The sequence below is a fragment of the Nonomuraea salmonea genome (assembly GCF_042428605.1).
In the GTDB taxonomy this organism is placed as follows: domain Bacteria; phylum Actinomycetota; class Actinomycetes; order Streptosporangiales; family Streptosporangiaceae; genus Nonomuraea; species Nonomuraea salmonea.
This window is the reverse complement of the sequence record NZ_JBHMCF010000011.1, coordinates 437,630-450,350: the sequence shown is the minus strand read 5'-3', so window position 1 is coordinate 450,350 and position 12,721 is coordinate 437,630. Positions and strand designations below refer to the sequence as shown.

Genomic DNA, 12,721 nt, shown 5'->3' with positions numbered 1-12,721 from the left:
CGGCGTCCTCCGCGACGCCGTGTTCATGAAGGCGAAGGGGCGTCAGAGAAGCAGCTCGTGTCCGAGCGAGAGGTCTTCGTCGTCGATGACGTTGCGCTTGATCCATGTGGAGTAGAGGACCCCGTCGGCCGTGCACTTGTTGTAGAACCCGTTGGTCGTCAGGGTGTGTTCGGTGGTGTGCTTCTTCGGGTTGTGGCCGCAGTCGGTGAGGAAGAAGTTGTAGTGAAGGCCGGACCGGCTGAGGCGTGCGATCGATGCCTTGGTGTTGGCTGCCCAGTCGTCGATGAACGCGTCGGTCTTGGTTGATGTGCGGTTCAGTGCGGCGCCGAAGCGGGTGAGGGTGTCGTCGTAGAGCGTGTTGGCGTGCAGGTACTTGATATTGCGCGCGGCCTCGTCGGAGCGGTGAAGGAGCGCGTCCTCGTAGAGGTCGGTGCCGATGTCGAAGCCCAGGGTTTTTGCGCTGTCGGCTTTCCAGATCGTGTCCACGATGTCGCGCCAGCGCTCGGTGACGACTCCGACGCCGTCCGAGAGGCAGTAGAGCTTCGAGTCTGTGTAGTGGTCGGCGATCTGCGGGGCGTAGAAGGCGGAGGCCCATGCGCCGGCGCTTTCGCCGGAGACCAGAACCTTGTCGGCTTCCGGGAAGTTGGCGTAGACCCAGTCGAGGACGGCCGTTGCGTTGTTGCGCCCGTTGTGGTGGACCGTGATGGTCTTGCCATTGTGGGAGTAGGTGTTGCTGGTGTCACCGACGTGCAGGTCCCCGGTGCTGTAGGGGACGAAGACGAAGTTCCAGTCACGGAAGGCGTTGGTGGTGTCGCGGCGGTCGGCCATTCCGGCGAGCACGGCGGGGAACAGTCGGGTCAGCGAGTTGAAGTAGAACATCTGCAGCTCTCGCGTGTAGCCGCGCACGACGCCGAGGAGCGTGATCGGACGGGCGGCGGTTTCACCGTCCCAGCAGGCTCCGCCACCGTAGAAGTGGATCACGAGGTTGCTGGACGTGCCGCGCCGGACGAACATCCGGTACGCGGAGCCGTCGGCGCTCACGGTTGTCCTCCCCAGGTCGACGGTGTGCCATTTGGTGTCCGCGACCTCGTTGAGGCTGGCCACGTGGCTCGGGCGGCCGAAGTAGATGAAGTACACGTAGAGGAGTCCCAGTACGAGTACGGCACCGATCGTGGCCGCGGTCGCCGCCGCGTTCGTGTAGAGGCCGAGGGCGACCGAGGCGCAGATGACTGCGGTGACAGTCCACTTCGCTGCTTTCATGCGTTTACCGCCTGTCCGTGTCGTGGGGGTGTGTGTTCGGTGAGGTCTTGGCAGAAGGTCGGTCGAAGAGGGTGAGGTCGATGGACTGGGCGAGGGCGGCGTAGCCGGCGTCGTTACCGTGGAGGTTGTCGCCCATGTGCAGGTCGTCGCGGATGTGGCTGGGGTCGGCGGGGTCGCGCCAGACGGCGTCGAAGTCGAGGACGGCGTCGAAGTCGAGGACGGCGTCGAAGGCGCCGCTGGTGCGGATCCAGGTGTTGATCTGCTCGCGGGCCTTGTCGCCTTCGGGGCTGTACATGTCGGAGTCGCCGTAGGGGGCGATGGTCGCGGCGTACACCTTCGCGCCGTGGGTGCGGGAGCGGGCTGCGGCCTGGAGGTGGGGGGCGATGATGTCGTCGACGCAGACGGGCTCGCCGGGGAACATGGAGAGGAAGGCGGCGTTCTCCTCGGTGCGCGGGGCGTAGGAGAAGACGAGGTCGTTGCCGACGGCGATCACGACATGAGCCAGCCCCGGTGTGGCGAGAATGTCGCGGTCGAAGCGGGCGAGGGCAGCGGTTCCGATGCCGTGGGCGAGCAGGCGGTTGCCGCCGATGCCCTGACTGACCACGCACCGGGTCGGGCTGTTGTGGGCGTGCAGGCGCGCGGCGAGCAGGTCGGTCCAGCGCCGGTCGGTGCCGGGTGTGGAGCCGATGCCGTCGACGCGGGAGTCGCCGAGCACGGCGATGGCCCGGGTGGGGTCTCGGGCTGGACTTCCACGGCCGTGAGCAGGGCCTGCGCCGCAAGAGGCGTGGCGTCGGCAGGCAGCGCGACGTGTTCGGTGGTGTCGCCGGGCGCGAGCCGGCCGAGGGTGTGGAAGGTGCCGTGGCAGGTGGCGGTGTCGACACGGCCGGGCAGGTAGAGGCTGATGGCCAGCTGCGCCAGGTCGTCCACGGCCAGGTCGACGGGGTCGCTCAGGACTGGGGCGCCGGCCGCCGCCGCTGATACGGACGAGCTGGCGCAGGGTGGCGTCGGCGAAGGGCTCCAGGGAACTGACGGAGTTGTCCGGGGCCTGCGGTGAAGCACCCCAGGTACGCACCCACGCGGGGGTGTGAGGGGCGGCGGTATGGATGGTGGTGTTCATGGTCGTTTCCCTTGGCTGGACGGTTGCATGGCGGTGTTCAAGGCCGCCTGTGACAGGTGAGTCCGGCGGCCGGGTTGATGTCCTTGGGTGCGGCAGTCGTCGTGTCCGCGTCGGGCGGGCCGCGGGGTACGTGCGCTGCCGCCGGCGGAACAGAGCAGCCGCTGTCAACGGCACAGGACTCGTGAGGGCAGCAGCGTTAGCTTCACTCGCATTCTTACTATACCGGGACTACTTTTACCGTCAAGGTAGAAAGAGTCCGAGGTTATGATGGGGAGATGGTGGATGCAGAACCCCTAGGGCGGCGTGAGCGCAAGAAGGCGGCGACGCGGGCGACGATCCTGGAAGCGGCGACGGCGCTGTTCCTGGAGCGGGGTTTCGATGCGGTGACGGTGCGTGAGATCGCGGACCGGGCCGACGTGACGCCCAAGACGGTCTTCGCGCACTTCCCGCACAAGGAAGCGCTCGTCTTCGCGGACGAGAAGGAGCGGCACGACCGGTTGGTGGCCGCCGTCCGGGACCGCCGCCGGGGTGTCTCGGTCTCTGACGCGCTCAAGGCGCACTACTTGGCGGAGATCGCCGCGCTGAGGACGGAGCCGCAAAGCCGGATCCTCGCGCTGATGGACGGCACGCCGGCGCTGATCGACTACGCGGAGAAGATGTGGCTGCGTCACGAGGATGCGCTGATCGCCACGCTCACCGAGGAGTTCGGTCTCGCCGAGCCGAGCGAGGAGATCCGCTTCTACGTGCGCTTCGCGCTGCAGATCCAGCTCATGGCGGTTCGCGAACCTGATCCGGAGGCGTTCGTCGAGACCGGTTTCCGGTTCCTCGACCAGGGCTGGGCCCACTACGGCAAGGGCGGGCGCTAGCTCAGCCCGTGTCGGTGCCTTCCTGTGCTGGTGCACTGTGGCTCACCGGCCTTCGGCTCGGGAGCCCCCCTGTGTGGTGCGGAGTGCTCGGTTGCGGCACCGCCTTGTTCTCGGGGCGGCGCCGCAGCCTGTGCGCAGGGGATGCCGTGGGCTCTACCGGTTCGTGGCGCCGAACCAGCGTGCGGCCGCGTTCTCGAACTCCGCAGGGGCCGGGGCGTGTTCGCGGGCCCAGGCCACGACGCCGTCCGGGCGCACGAGCAGGGCGGTGAAGCCGAGGTTGTTGCGCACCGGGCCGGCGGCGTACTGGATGCGGCCCTGCCACTGCTGCGCCGTAGGGCACAGTGCCTGATCGACGGTGAAGTCCAGCACGACGCCGTGGCCCGTCCGCAGGAGCTCACCGAGCCGGGTGCCGTCCTCGAAGCAGAAGTCCGGGGCGCTGCTGCCGACCAGCGGGTGACCGTCGCCCAGGTCGTAGTGGTGGAACAGGCCGGAGGTGCGGCGATAGACGTGCGTGGTGCCGTCGGTGGTGCGCATCAGGTCGTGGATCAGCCGGCGCAGGGCGGGGGCGTTGGGGCCCGGGTCCATGGTCGCCACCTGAGCGCGGGACCAGTCCAGGATGGCGGCGCCGATGGGGTGGCGCTCGGTGGTGTAGGTGTCGAGGAGGCCTTCGGGCGCGGTGCCGTGCAGGGTGGCGGCGAGCTTCCAGCCGAGGTTCATGGCGTCGCCGATACCGAGGTTGAGTCCCTGGCCGCCCAGCGGTGAGTGGATGTGGGCGGCGTCGCCGGCGAGCAGGACGCGGCCGTTGCGGTAGGTCGTCACCTGCATGGCGCGGTCGGTGAAGCTGGAGGCGAGGTGCACCTCGTCCAGGGTCACGTCGGTGCCGGAGACGCGGCGCAGCACGCTCTGCAGGTGTTCGCGGGTCAGCGGCTTGGAGCGGTCGAAGGTGCCGCCGTCGAAGTCCATCATGCCCAGGTGCCCTTCGAGGGGCGTGCGCAGGAACATCCCGGTCTCGGTCAGGTTGAAGCCCATGGGCAGCCGGTCGGGGTCGGCGAAGGTGACCTTGGCGACGTAGCCGGTGAACAGGGGGTCGGTGCCGACGAAGTCGAACCCGGCCAGCCGGCGCACCGCGCTGCGGCCGCCGTCGCAGCCCACCAGGTACTGCGCCTGGTACTGCTGCCCGCCCGCGGTGACGACGACGCACTCGTCGTCCTGGCTCACCACGGTGACCGGGGCATCCCGGACGATCTCCACACCGAGGACGGAAGCCTGCTCGGCCAGCACGGTGACGACCGCGTCCAGGCTCGTCATGAAACCTTCCATCGCCGGGCTGGGCAGCCGGTAGGGCAGGACGGCGGTATCGACATCGGCCGCGTCCAGCGTCATGCCCGCGAAGTGGCTCAGTTCCCGCGGATCGGGCGCCTCGACCGCCTCCGGTTCCGCGCCGACCTTTTGCGGATCGGCGCCGGACACCTTCATGACCGCTTGGAGCAGGCCGCGCCGGTAGAACGTCTCGGCGGATCCGGCGTTCAGGCCCCGCAGCCCCAGCGGAAGCTCCTTCAACGGCGGGTGCGGGTCCTGGTCCCGCTCGAGGACGAGGACGGAACAGCCGGCCAGGGCCAGCTCGCTGGCGGTGAACAGCCCGACCGGGCCGGCCCCCGCGACGATGACGTCATGCATGGGAGGTGTCCTTTCTCAGAACCCTGCCTGGGACTGCCCGGCGAGGGCGTCAGCGCAGACGGGTGAGGCCGTCGAGGATGACGGCGATGCCCGTGAGGAACTGCTCGCGGTCGTCGTGATCCCTCATCTGGCCGACGATGGCGTGCATGAACGGATGGGTCTCGGGCGCTAGCTCCTGCCAGCCCGCTGAAGCCGCGCCGAGGTGCTCTTCGCGGCCGGCATCGCCGTCGATGCCGGAGGCGTCCCCTTCGATGCGAACCTTCTGGCTGACCGCGCCGAGGATGTAGTCCCTGAGCGTGGAGGCCGCGTCGAACCAGCGCTCCTGCGGCACGCCGAGTGCCTGCACCTGCCGGCCGATGCGCTCGAAGATGCCGACCGTGACCGGCCCGGCGGGGTTGCGGACGATCTGCAGGGTCAGCCGCGTGGCCAGCCACGGGTGAGCGGTGATCGCGTCGAACAGGGCCAGGGCGGCCACGCGGATCTCCTCGGCCGGTGTGGACGCCGCGGGAGCGGGCGCCGCGGCCAGCGCCGCCGTCACGACCGTCTCGGTCGCCGCGTCCAGCAGATCGTCCCGCTTGCCCACGTGGTACGCGATCGCCCCCGCCCCCGTCGACAGGCGCTCACTGAGCGCCCGCACGGTCAACGCACCCTCGCCGCCCCCGTCGAGCAGCTCGATGGCGGCGGCAATGATCTGATCCCTGGAAAGCACCTGATTACGCCGCCCTGGGCGGCGGGTTGGCGTTGTCATGCCTCCATGGTGACACATTTAGTGCGCTGTGCCAATTTGGTGCGACGCACCAAAATGGTATAGCGTGCCATTTTGGCACGCCGCACCAAGTAAGGGGTGCGCGGCTGCATCCATCCAGTTCAGAGGGAATCGTCATGAAAACTGTCACGATCATCGGCGCCGGGCTCGGCGGCCTCACCCTGGCCCGCGTCCTGCACGTACACGGCATACCGGTCCAGGTCTACGAATCCGAAGCCTCGCCCGATGCGCGGGCACAGGGCGGCATGCTCGACATCCACGACTACAACGGCCAGCTCGCGATCGAAGCCGCCGGGCTCGGTGACGCCTTCCGCGCCATCGTGCTGGAGGGCCGCCAGGCGATGCGGGCACTGAGCCCGGACGGAGCCGTGCTGTTCGAGAAGGCCGACGACGGGCAGGGCGGCAGGCCCGAAGTCCAGCGCGCGGACCTGCGGCGGATGCTGCTCGACGCACTTCCCACTGGCACGGTGAGCTGGGGCGCCAAGGTCACCGGTGCCCGCAGCCTCGGCGAGGGCCGCCACGAGGTCACCTTCGCCGACGGCCGCACGCTCGTCACCGACCTGCTCGTCGGCGCGGACGGCGCCTGGTCGAAGATCCGCCCACTGCTGTCGGCGGCAACCCCGGCGTACGCCGGCGAGTCGTTCGTCGAGACGTACCTGTACGAGGCCGACACGCGGCACCCGGGCGCCGCGAAGGCGGTCGGCGGCGGCTCGATGTTCGTCCCCGCACCCGACCGTGCCATCACCGCGCACCGCGAACGCGGCGACACCCTGCACGCCTACATATCCCTCACCAAACCGCTGGACTGGTTCGACCAGATCGACTTCACCGACCCCGCCGCGGCCGCCACCCGCGTCGCCGCCGAATTCGACGGCTGGGCCCCGGAGATCACCGCACTGATCACCGGCAGCGACACCCCGCCCGTCCTGCGCCCGCACTTCGCCCTGCCCGACGGACACCGCTGGCAGCGCACGCCAGGGGTGACCCTGATCGGCGACGCCGCACACCTGCAGGCCCCCAACGGCGAGGGAGCCAACTGGGCCATGTGCGACGGCGCCGAACTCGCCGACGCCCTCGCCGCTCACCCCGACGACTTCGAAGCCGGCCTCGAAGCCTACGAACAGGCCCTGTTCGCCCGCATGAGCCAGGCCGACGACGTGATGAACCAGCACCTCGAGGAGACCTTCGGCGATGACATCCCGGAAGCCCTGCGGGCGCTGATGCCCGAACACCAGCAGGACAACTGAGCAGGACCAGGCTGATGGGGCCGCATCTTCGGCACCGACGTGGCGCTGACCGGCGTCGTGCTCGCCTCCATCCTCACCGAGCGGTGGCGACGGTGAGCCCGAGGCCGATCAGCGCGATGCCGCCCGCACCGCCGATCATCGACGGGCGCCGGTCCCAGCCGACGAACCAGGCGCGGGCCGCCGAGGCGCCCAGGCCCTTGGGTTCGTGGCACCGACCAGCAGGCCGTCCAGGACGGTACGCAGATCACCGCGCCGCTCGTCTTCCCGGTCGTCAGGTCGGCGCGCAGCCGGCCGCGGTGACGCAACGCGTGGACGCCCAGGTATACGAGGTAGACGGCGCCGGCCAGCTTCACGGCGGTGAACACGGTGGCCGAGCTCTGGACCAGGGCGCCGATGCCGAGGGCGACGGCGAGGACGAGGGCGTAGCAGCCCAGGAGGTTGCCCAGGACGGTGGCGAGCGCGGTGCGGCGGCCCGTGGGCGAGGGCGCGGCCGAAACGAACAGGACGCTCGGGCCGGGTATCGCGATCACGACGAGGGACGTCGCGGCGAATGCCAGAAGACTGTCGGCACTCCCCATGGGCCTGGACTTCCTCGACTGCGCAGCCCAGCCGGTGAAAGACTGCCCGTGCGAGCTCGCGGAGGAGGTGATCACCTTTGCAGCCTCGGAGAGTTCTTCGCAACCGTCGCCTGAACTCACCTATCTACTGGCCGGACCACCCAGCAAGGTTCTCAACCTCAGCGCGCAGGCGGGAGACGCCAGCGCTGTCGCCGGCATAATAGGCCAGTTCCAGCTCGCCCTTGGCGTTCGGGGGCAGACTGCACTGGGCCACCGGCCAACGCCGATAACCGGGCTTGACCTCCAAACGCATCTGCCCCAGCGCCCAGTCATACAACCGCTCGCCCTTGGCGCCGTGGCAGCAGGAGAGGCACTTTCACGCCTCGGCGGGGGCCTGAGCGATGACGGTGCCAGCGCGTTCCCCGTCCCAGCCCGCGGAGACCGACTGGCTCTTGGACACGGCCACCGCGTAATTGAAATGGTGTTCTTCCGGAAACGGCGGAACGGGAAGCTCGTCGCTGCGACAAGCTTGGATCAGCGGTCGATGGCGGCCATGTTATCTGCGTCGTAGCGTTCTCCGGTGGCCGGGGGCAGGGCGTTCAGGCGAGCGAGGTGGCCGGCGGTGAGGTTGATGTGGTCGGCGGCGGTGTTCTCCTCCAGCCGGGCGACTCGCTTGGTGCCGGGGATGGGCGCGATGTCGTCGCTCTGGGCGAGCAGCCATGCCAGGGCGACCTGTGCGGGGGTGGCGTCGATCTCGGCGGCCACGGCGCGGACCTCGTCGACGATGCGCAGGTTGCGTTCCAGGTTGCCGTCGGCGAAGCGGTGGTTGGTGCGGCGCCAGTCGTCGGTGTCGAGGTCGTTCAGGGAGCGGATGCCGCCGGTCAGGAAGCCGCGGCCGAGTGGGGAGTACGGTACGAAGCCGATGCCCAGTTCGCGTAGGACGGGCAGGATGTCGGCCTCGGGGTCGCGGGTCCACAGGGAGTATTCGGATTGGACCGCGGCGATCGGGTGCACGCTGTGAGCGCGGCGGATCGTGGCGGGGCTGGCCTCCGACAGGCCGATGTGGCGGATCTTGCCTTCGGTGACCAGGTCGGCCAGCGCGCCGACGGTCTCTTCGATGGGTGTTCCGGGGTCCACCCGGTGCTGGTAGTAGAGGTCGATGTAGTCGGTACGCAGGCGCTTGAGTGATCCCTCCACGGCCAGGCGGATGGTGGCCGGTGTGCTGTCCGGAGCCGTGCCACCGGTGTGGGAGATCAGTCCGAACTTGGTCGCCAGCACGACCTCGTCTCGGCGCCCTTGTACGGCCCGGCCGACCAGCTCCTCGTTGATGAAGGGTCCGTACGCCTCTGCGGTGTCGATATGGGTGACCCCGAGGTCCAGAGCGCGGTGGATCGTGCGGATGGACTCGTCGTCGAACTGGCCGGCTCCGGTGTAGAACGCCGACATCCCCATGGCTCCGAGGCCGATGCGCGAGACTTCGAGGCTGCCGAGCGAGACGGTTTTCATGGCGCGGACTTCCCTTCCCATCAGTTAAGTACCGATTGGTCCAGAACTCTATCGCACATCAAGACCGAGCGGTACTTAACTGCCCTCGTCGAAGAGGACCACTGGTCGGCGGAGATCTGTACCGACAGGTACGCTTATGGCATGGGTGACTCCAGCAGGGCCGTCATGGGCCGGCCTCGGGAATTCGACATCGACCAGGCGCTGGAACGCGCGATGCGGGTGTTCTGGGCCCGAGGGTACGAAGGCGCGAGCCTCGCCGAACTGACCCGCGCCATGGGGATCACCAAGACGAGCATGTACGCGGCCTACGGCAACAAGGAGCAGTTGTTCCGCAAGGCCCTCCAGCGCTACGGCGCGGGACCGGCCGCCTATGTCACGCGCGCCCTGGAGGAGCCCACCGCACGGGCCGTGGCCTTGGCGTTTCTGCGCGGAGCGGTCTGCACCACGACCTCTCCTGACGGCCCCTCCGGATGCCTGGCCGTACAGGGTGCGCTGGCGTCGAGCGACGAGAGCCGGCCTATCCACGACCTGCTCGTCGACTGGCGCAACGACGCGGGCGTCCGCCTTGAGGGGCGCTTCCGGCGTGCCGTCGACGAAGGTGATCTTCCGCGTGACGCCGACCCTCGGCGGCTTGCCCGGTTCGTCATGACGGTGGGTTTCGGCATCGCCGTGCAGGCCGCCAACGGCCTCGGTCCTGCTGAGCTCGATGAGATCGTCGACGCGGCGATGCTCGGCTGGCCCGTATAGCGGCCACACCCCTTCGCTGGACGAGTGGTGACGGTACGAAGAAAACTTCGGTACCGTCTGGAACAGAAGTGGTGGAGCAGCGGTTCCTCCCCCTGCCGACGTACCGCGGCAGAAGAGTCGAGAGCCGTCGCGAAAAACCAAGTCCGGCCCTGGCTCCAGGAGGCTGAAGAAGGAGATCATGTCCGACACCGACCTGCGCGCGTTCTACCTGCGCTACATCGGGGCGCTCAACGCACACGAGATCTCCCGCATGGACGAGTTCATCAACGACGAGACCACCCTGAACGGCGAGCCCGGCACTCGCGACCAGGCCATAGCTGTGCTGAACGACGACACCGACGCGGTACCGGACTTCCACTGGGAGCCCCGGGACACCGCGGTCGATGGTGATCGCCTGGCCGCCCGTCTGATCAACACCGGCACGCGGGCCAAGGAGTGGCTCGGCGTGGTTCCCACCGGCGCCTCGTTCGAGATCGTCGAGTACGCCATCCACCAGGTTCGTGACGGGCGGTTCGTGCACATGACGGCCCTGCACGACGCCGAGACCCTGAGGCGGCAGCTCGGTGCCTGACCCCCGTAAGCCGATCGGCGTCGGCATCGTCGGCCTGAGCGCCACCGGAGGCTGGGCGGCCGGGGCTCACCTGCCCGCACTGAGAACCGTCGACGGGATCGAGCTTCGCGCGCTGGCGGCGAGCTCTGAAGCCTCCGCCCAGACCGCGGGAGCGGCGTACGGCGTACCCGCGTACACGTCGGTCGAGCAGCTCGCCGGCGACACGAACGTCGACCTCGTCGTCGTCGCCGTCAAAGTGCCCCGGCATCGCGAACTCGTGCTGCCCGTGCTGAAGACGGGAGTGCCGGTGCTCTGCGAGTGGCCGCTCGCCGTCGACCTGCACGAGGCCGAGGAGATGGAGCGTGCCGCCGGGACGACCCGTACTTTCGTCGGTCTCCAGGGACGCTCCTCGCCGACCTTCCGCTGGCTGGCCGACCTCGTGTCCGAAGGATTCGTGGGGGACGTGCTCTCCGCCACCGTCGTGGCGTCTTCGACCGAATGGGGCACTCCGGTGTCCCCGGACATGGTCTACACGCTCGACCGCAAGCTCGGGGCCACGATGCTGACCATCGCCTTCGGACATGCGATCGATCTGGTGTCGATGGTCGTCGGCGAGCTTCAGGACGTGGTCGCGACGACCGCGACCCGCCGCCGCCAGGTTCCCCTGGGGCGAACCGGGCAGGTCGTTCCGATGAGCGCCGAGGACCAGATCGCGATCTCGGGCACCGTGGCGGGCGGGGCCATCCTGTCCGTCCACCACCGTGGCGGCGCGGCATCGGGTGCCGGCTTCTCTCTGATCATCGACGGCACGGAGGGGAGACTCGACGTCACCAGCGCCGAGTTCCCCCACATCGGTCCGGTCACGGTACGTGTCGCACGCAGCGGCGGCCGGCCTACGACGGTCACGCCGCCCAGCGGCTACGACGGCTACCCCGCCCTGACCGGCACCGTGATCCACAACCTGGCGCACGCCTACGCCGCGATCCGGGACGACCTCGTCCACGGAACGACTGTCGCCCCAGACTTCACCCACGCCGTCAAGCGCCACCGGCTCTTGGACGCGATCGCACGCTCCGCCACCACAGGCCAACGCCAAACCCTCCACTCTTTCGACAAGTAGAAGAGCCCCTAGTAGAAGGGTTGTCACGCAACCGCCTGGCGCCACATCCGCGAGGCCTAACCGGCGATCGTCAGGCCGGTCAGCCGCTCCACGTGGTCGACGTACGCTGACGGAAGCCCGTACAGCAAGGTCGCCGTCTCCGGGTCGTGGATCACGGGCAGTGCGGCCACCGCGTCCGCGGCCAGGCCCCGGCAGTAAGCGATGGTGTCGGCCGTCATGCGGCTCTCCCGCACCTCGCGCAGCACCTCCGTGACCTGCTCGTCGGTCATGCTCGGGCCCAGCCCGCCTAGGTCGATCCCCGACATGAGCAGCGGCAGGCTGTAGACGCCCTGCCGCAAGTCGTTCCCGGTCGGCTTACCGAGCTGCGCGCTGGTGGCGGTCAGGTCGAGCAGGTCGTCCAGCACCTGGAAGATCAGCCCGAACTTCTCACCATACGTCGCCATCCGCGCCCTGTCCTCGGCCGGCGCGTGCGCGCACACCGCCGCGACCAGGCAGCTCGCCCGGAAGAGCGCGGCGGTCTTGCCGGTGATCGACCGCAACGCGCTTTCCCGGGTACGGCCCGTATCGAACAGGCCGACCGTCTCCAGGTACTGCCCCTCGGCCAGCTGCACCACCGCCGCCGCCAGCACCTCCGCCACCGGCCTGGACAGGTTCACGATCGCCGCCAGCCCGGCCCTGGCCAGCATGAAGTCCCCGATCACCAGCGCCTTGCCGTCCCCCAGTTCGGCGTTGAGCGTCCTGGCGCCGCGTCGCTCGCTCGCGCGGTCTATGAGGTCGTCGTGCACGAGCGAGCCCGCGTGGATGAGCTCGATGCACGCGGCGGCCGTGATCACCCGGCGGTCGGGAGTCTTGCCGAGGGCTAGGGAGGCGGCCAGCGTCATGGCGGGCCGCAGCCGCTTGCCGCCGGCCGCGACGACATGCCCGGCGCCCGCGTTGATGGCGGGCAGCGCGGAGGAGCCGCTCAGCCGCCGGATCCTGGCTTCGACCTTGGTCAGCCCGGCGGCGATGGCAGGGCTGCACAGGAGTTGATCCATACGCTCCAGCCTGCGTCGCGGTGGCTGTGTGACACCTGAGAGACCCTGAGGAGCCTCTCAGCACGGCCTTCTCGGCGCGTTGTCAGTGCGCAGTGATGCCTGGTGTGAGCGAGGACCTTATGTCGTCGTCTGCGGGAAACGCCGGCGACGGGGCGATCAAGGCAAGTCACCGTCCAGGAAGCGGCTGGAGCTGGCCAGATGAAAACGCTCCTCCACGAGGAGCTGCTCCGCCTGGCCGACGCCGGCCTGGTCAAAACCCACGACGGATGGCGGG

12 protein-coding genes and 1 pseudogene are annotated in these 12,721 nt (G+C 68.9%); 6 read left to right on the top strand and 7 right to left on the bottom strand.

The window, feature by feature from the left end; all coding sequences use genetic code 11:
- Positions 1-42: 42 nt before the first annotated feature.
- Entirely contained in the window at positions 43-1,260 is a 1,218-nt protein-coding gene (locus ACFFR3_RS12460; RefSeq protein WP_379483146.1) for a pectin acetylesterase-family hydrolase, read from the bottom strand.
- A gap of 4 nt (positions 1,261-1,264) precedes the next feature.
- Positions 1,265-1,975: a GDSL-type esterase/lipase family protein gene (locus tag ACFFR3_RS12455; RefSeq protein WP_379483145.1), complete on the bottom strand. Its 711-nt coding sequence runs from the start codon at positions 1,973-1,975 to the stop codon at positions 1,265-1,267.
- Between the two features lie 677 nt (positions 1,976-2,652).
- On the opposite strand from ACFFR3_RS12455, the gene ACFFR3_RS12450 reads away from it, so the two are divergent.
- Complete coding sequence (locus ACFFR3_RS12450; RefSeq protein ID WP_345402489.1) at positions 2,653-3,243, top strand: TetR/AcrR family transcriptional regulator; 591 nt, start codon at positions 2,653-2,655, stop codon at positions 3,241-3,243.
- 153 nt (positions 3,244-3,396) lie between these two features.
- Here the strand turns inward: ACFFR3_RS12450 and ACFFR3_RS12445 are convergent, their stop codons facing one another.
- Together ACFFR3_RS12445 and ACFFR3_RS12440 are read right to left on the bottom strand one after the other, a co-directional pair.
- The gene (locus ACFFR3_RS12445; RefSeq protein ID WP_379483144.1) at positions 3,397-4,920 is read right to left on the bottom strand and encodes an FAD-dependent monooxygenase; all 1,524 of its coding nucleotides are present in this window, start codon (positions 4,918-4,920) and stop codon (positions 3,397-3,399) included.
- Positions 4,921-4,969: 49 nt separating this feature from the next.
- Positions 4,970-5,668 carry a TetR/AcrR family transcriptional regulator gene (locus ACFFR3_RS12440; RefSeq protein ID WP_379483143.1) on the bottom strand — a complete coding sequence of 233 codons (699 nt, stop codon included), beginning with the start codon at positions 5,666-5,668 and terminating at the stop codon, positions 4,970-4,972.
- Positions 5,669-5,802: 134 nt separating this feature from the next.
- Between ACFFR3_RS12440 and ACFFR3_RS12435 the strand changes: the two genes are divergently transcribed.
- The gene (locus ACFFR3_RS12435; protein WP_379483142.1) at positions 5,803-6,933 is read left to right on the top strand and encodes an FAD-dependent oxidoreductase; all 1,131 of its coding nucleotides are present in this window, start codon (positions 5,803-5,805) and stop codon (positions 6,931-6,933) included.
- A 353-nt stretch (positions 6,934-7,286) separates the two neighbouring features.
- Here ACFFR3_RS12435 and ACFFR3_RS12430 read toward each other — a convergent pair.
- Positions 7,287-7,511: pseudogene (locus tag ACFFR3_RS12430) on the bottom strand (LysE family translocator); the annotation flags it as partial.
- Here ACFFR3_RS12430 and ACFFR3_RS12425 point away from each other — a divergent pair.
- Positions 7,408-8,061: a hypothetical protein gene (locus tag ACFFR3_RS12425; RefSeq protein WP_379483390.1), complete on the top strand. Its 654-nt coding sequence runs from the start codon at positions 7,408-7,410 to the stop codon at positions 8,059-8,061. The pseudogene ACFFR3_RS12430 and the gene ACFFR3_RS12425 overlap by 104 nt on opposite strands.
- Here the strand turns inward: ACFFR3_RS12425 and ACFFR3_RS12420 are convergent.
- On the bottom strand, positions 8,025-8,996 hold the full coding sequence (locus ACFFR3_RS12420; RefSeq protein ID WP_379483141.1) for an aldo/keto reductase: 972 nt from the start codon (positions 8,994-8,996) through the stop codon (positions 8,025-8,027). The genes ACFFR3_RS12425 and ACFFR3_RS12420 overlap by 37 nt on opposite strands.
- Positions 8,997-9,137: 141 nt before the next feature.
- Here ACFFR3_RS12420 and ACFFR3_RS12415 point away from each other — a divergent pair, with 141 nt between their 5' ends.
- The 3 genes from ACFFR3_RS12415 to ACFFR3_RS12405 all read left to right on the top strand — a co-directional run bounded on the left by ACFFR3_RS12415 (position 9,138) and on the right by ACFFR3_RS12405 (position 11,413).
- Positions 9,138-9,743 (top strand): TetR/AcrR family transcriptional regulator, encoded by a 606-nt coding sequence (locus ACFFR3_RS12415; protein WP_379483140.1) that lies wholly within the window; start codon positions 9,138-9,140, stop codon positions 9,741-9,743.
- A 178-nt stretch (positions 9,744-9,921) separates the two neighbouring features.
- A complete protein-coding gene (locus ACFFR3_RS12410) occupies positions 9,922-10,314 on the top strand; it encodes an ester cyclase (protein WP_345402511.1) in 393 nt (130 codons plus the stop codon).
- Positions 10,307-11,413: a Gfo/Idh/MocA family protein gene (locus ACFFR3_RS12405; protein ID WP_379483139.1), complete on the top strand. Its 1,107-nt coding sequence runs from the start codon at positions 10,307-10,309 to the stop codon at positions 11,411-11,413. Before ACFFR3_RS12410 ends, ACFFR3_RS12405 begins: the two co-directional genes overlap by 8 nt.
- Before the next feature lie 56 nt (positions 11,414-11,469).
- On the opposite strand, the gene ACFFR3_RS12400 is transcribed toward ACFFR3_RS12405, so the two are convergent.
- Positions 11,470-12,447: a polyprenyl synthetase family protein gene (locus tag ACFFR3_RS12400; protein ID WP_379483138.1), complete on the bottom strand. Its 978-nt coding sequence runs from the start codon at positions 12,445-12,447 to the stop codon at positions 11,470-11,472.
- Between the last annotated feature and the right edge of the window lie 274 nt (positions 12,448-12,721).

Coding starts and splice junctions, on each gene's coding strand:
- ACFFR3_RS12460 (WP_379483146.1), bottom strand. CDS start 1,260: ATGAAAGCAGCGAAGTGGACTGTCACCGCAGTCATCTGCGCCTCGGTC.
- ACFFR3_RS12450 (WP_345402489.1), top strand. CDS start 2,653: ATGGTGGATGCAGAACCCCTAGGGCGGCGTGAGCGCAAGAAGGCGGCG.
- ACFFR3_RS12445 (WP_379483144.1), bottom strand. CDS start 4,920: ATGCATGACGTCATCGTCGCGGGGGCCGGCCCGGTCGGGCTGTTCACC.
- ACFFR3_RS12440 (WP_379483143.1), bottom strand. CDS start 5,668: ATGACAACGCCAACCCGCCGCCCAGGGCGGCGTAATCAGGTGCTTTCC.
- ACFFR3_RS12435 (WP_379483142.1), top strand. CDS start 5,803: ATGAAAACTGTCACGATCATCGGCGCCGGGCTCGGCGGCCTCACCCTG.
- ACFFR3_RS12420 (WP_379483141.1), bottom strand. CDS start 8,996: ATGAAAACCGTCTCGCTCGGCAGCCTCGAAGTCTCGCGCATCGGCCTC.
- ACFFR3_RS12415 (WP_379483140.1), top strand. CDS start 9,138: ATGGGTGACTCCAGCAGGGCCGTCATGGGCCGGCCTCGGGAATTCGAC.
- ACFFR3_RS12410 (WP_345402511.1), top strand. CDS start 9,922: ATGTCCGACACCGACCTGCGCGCGTTCTACCTGCGCTACATCGGGGCG.
- ACFFR3_RS12400 (WP_379483138.1), bottom strand. CDS start 12,447: ATGGATCAACTCCTGTGCAGCCCTGCCATCGCCGCCGGGCTGACCAAG.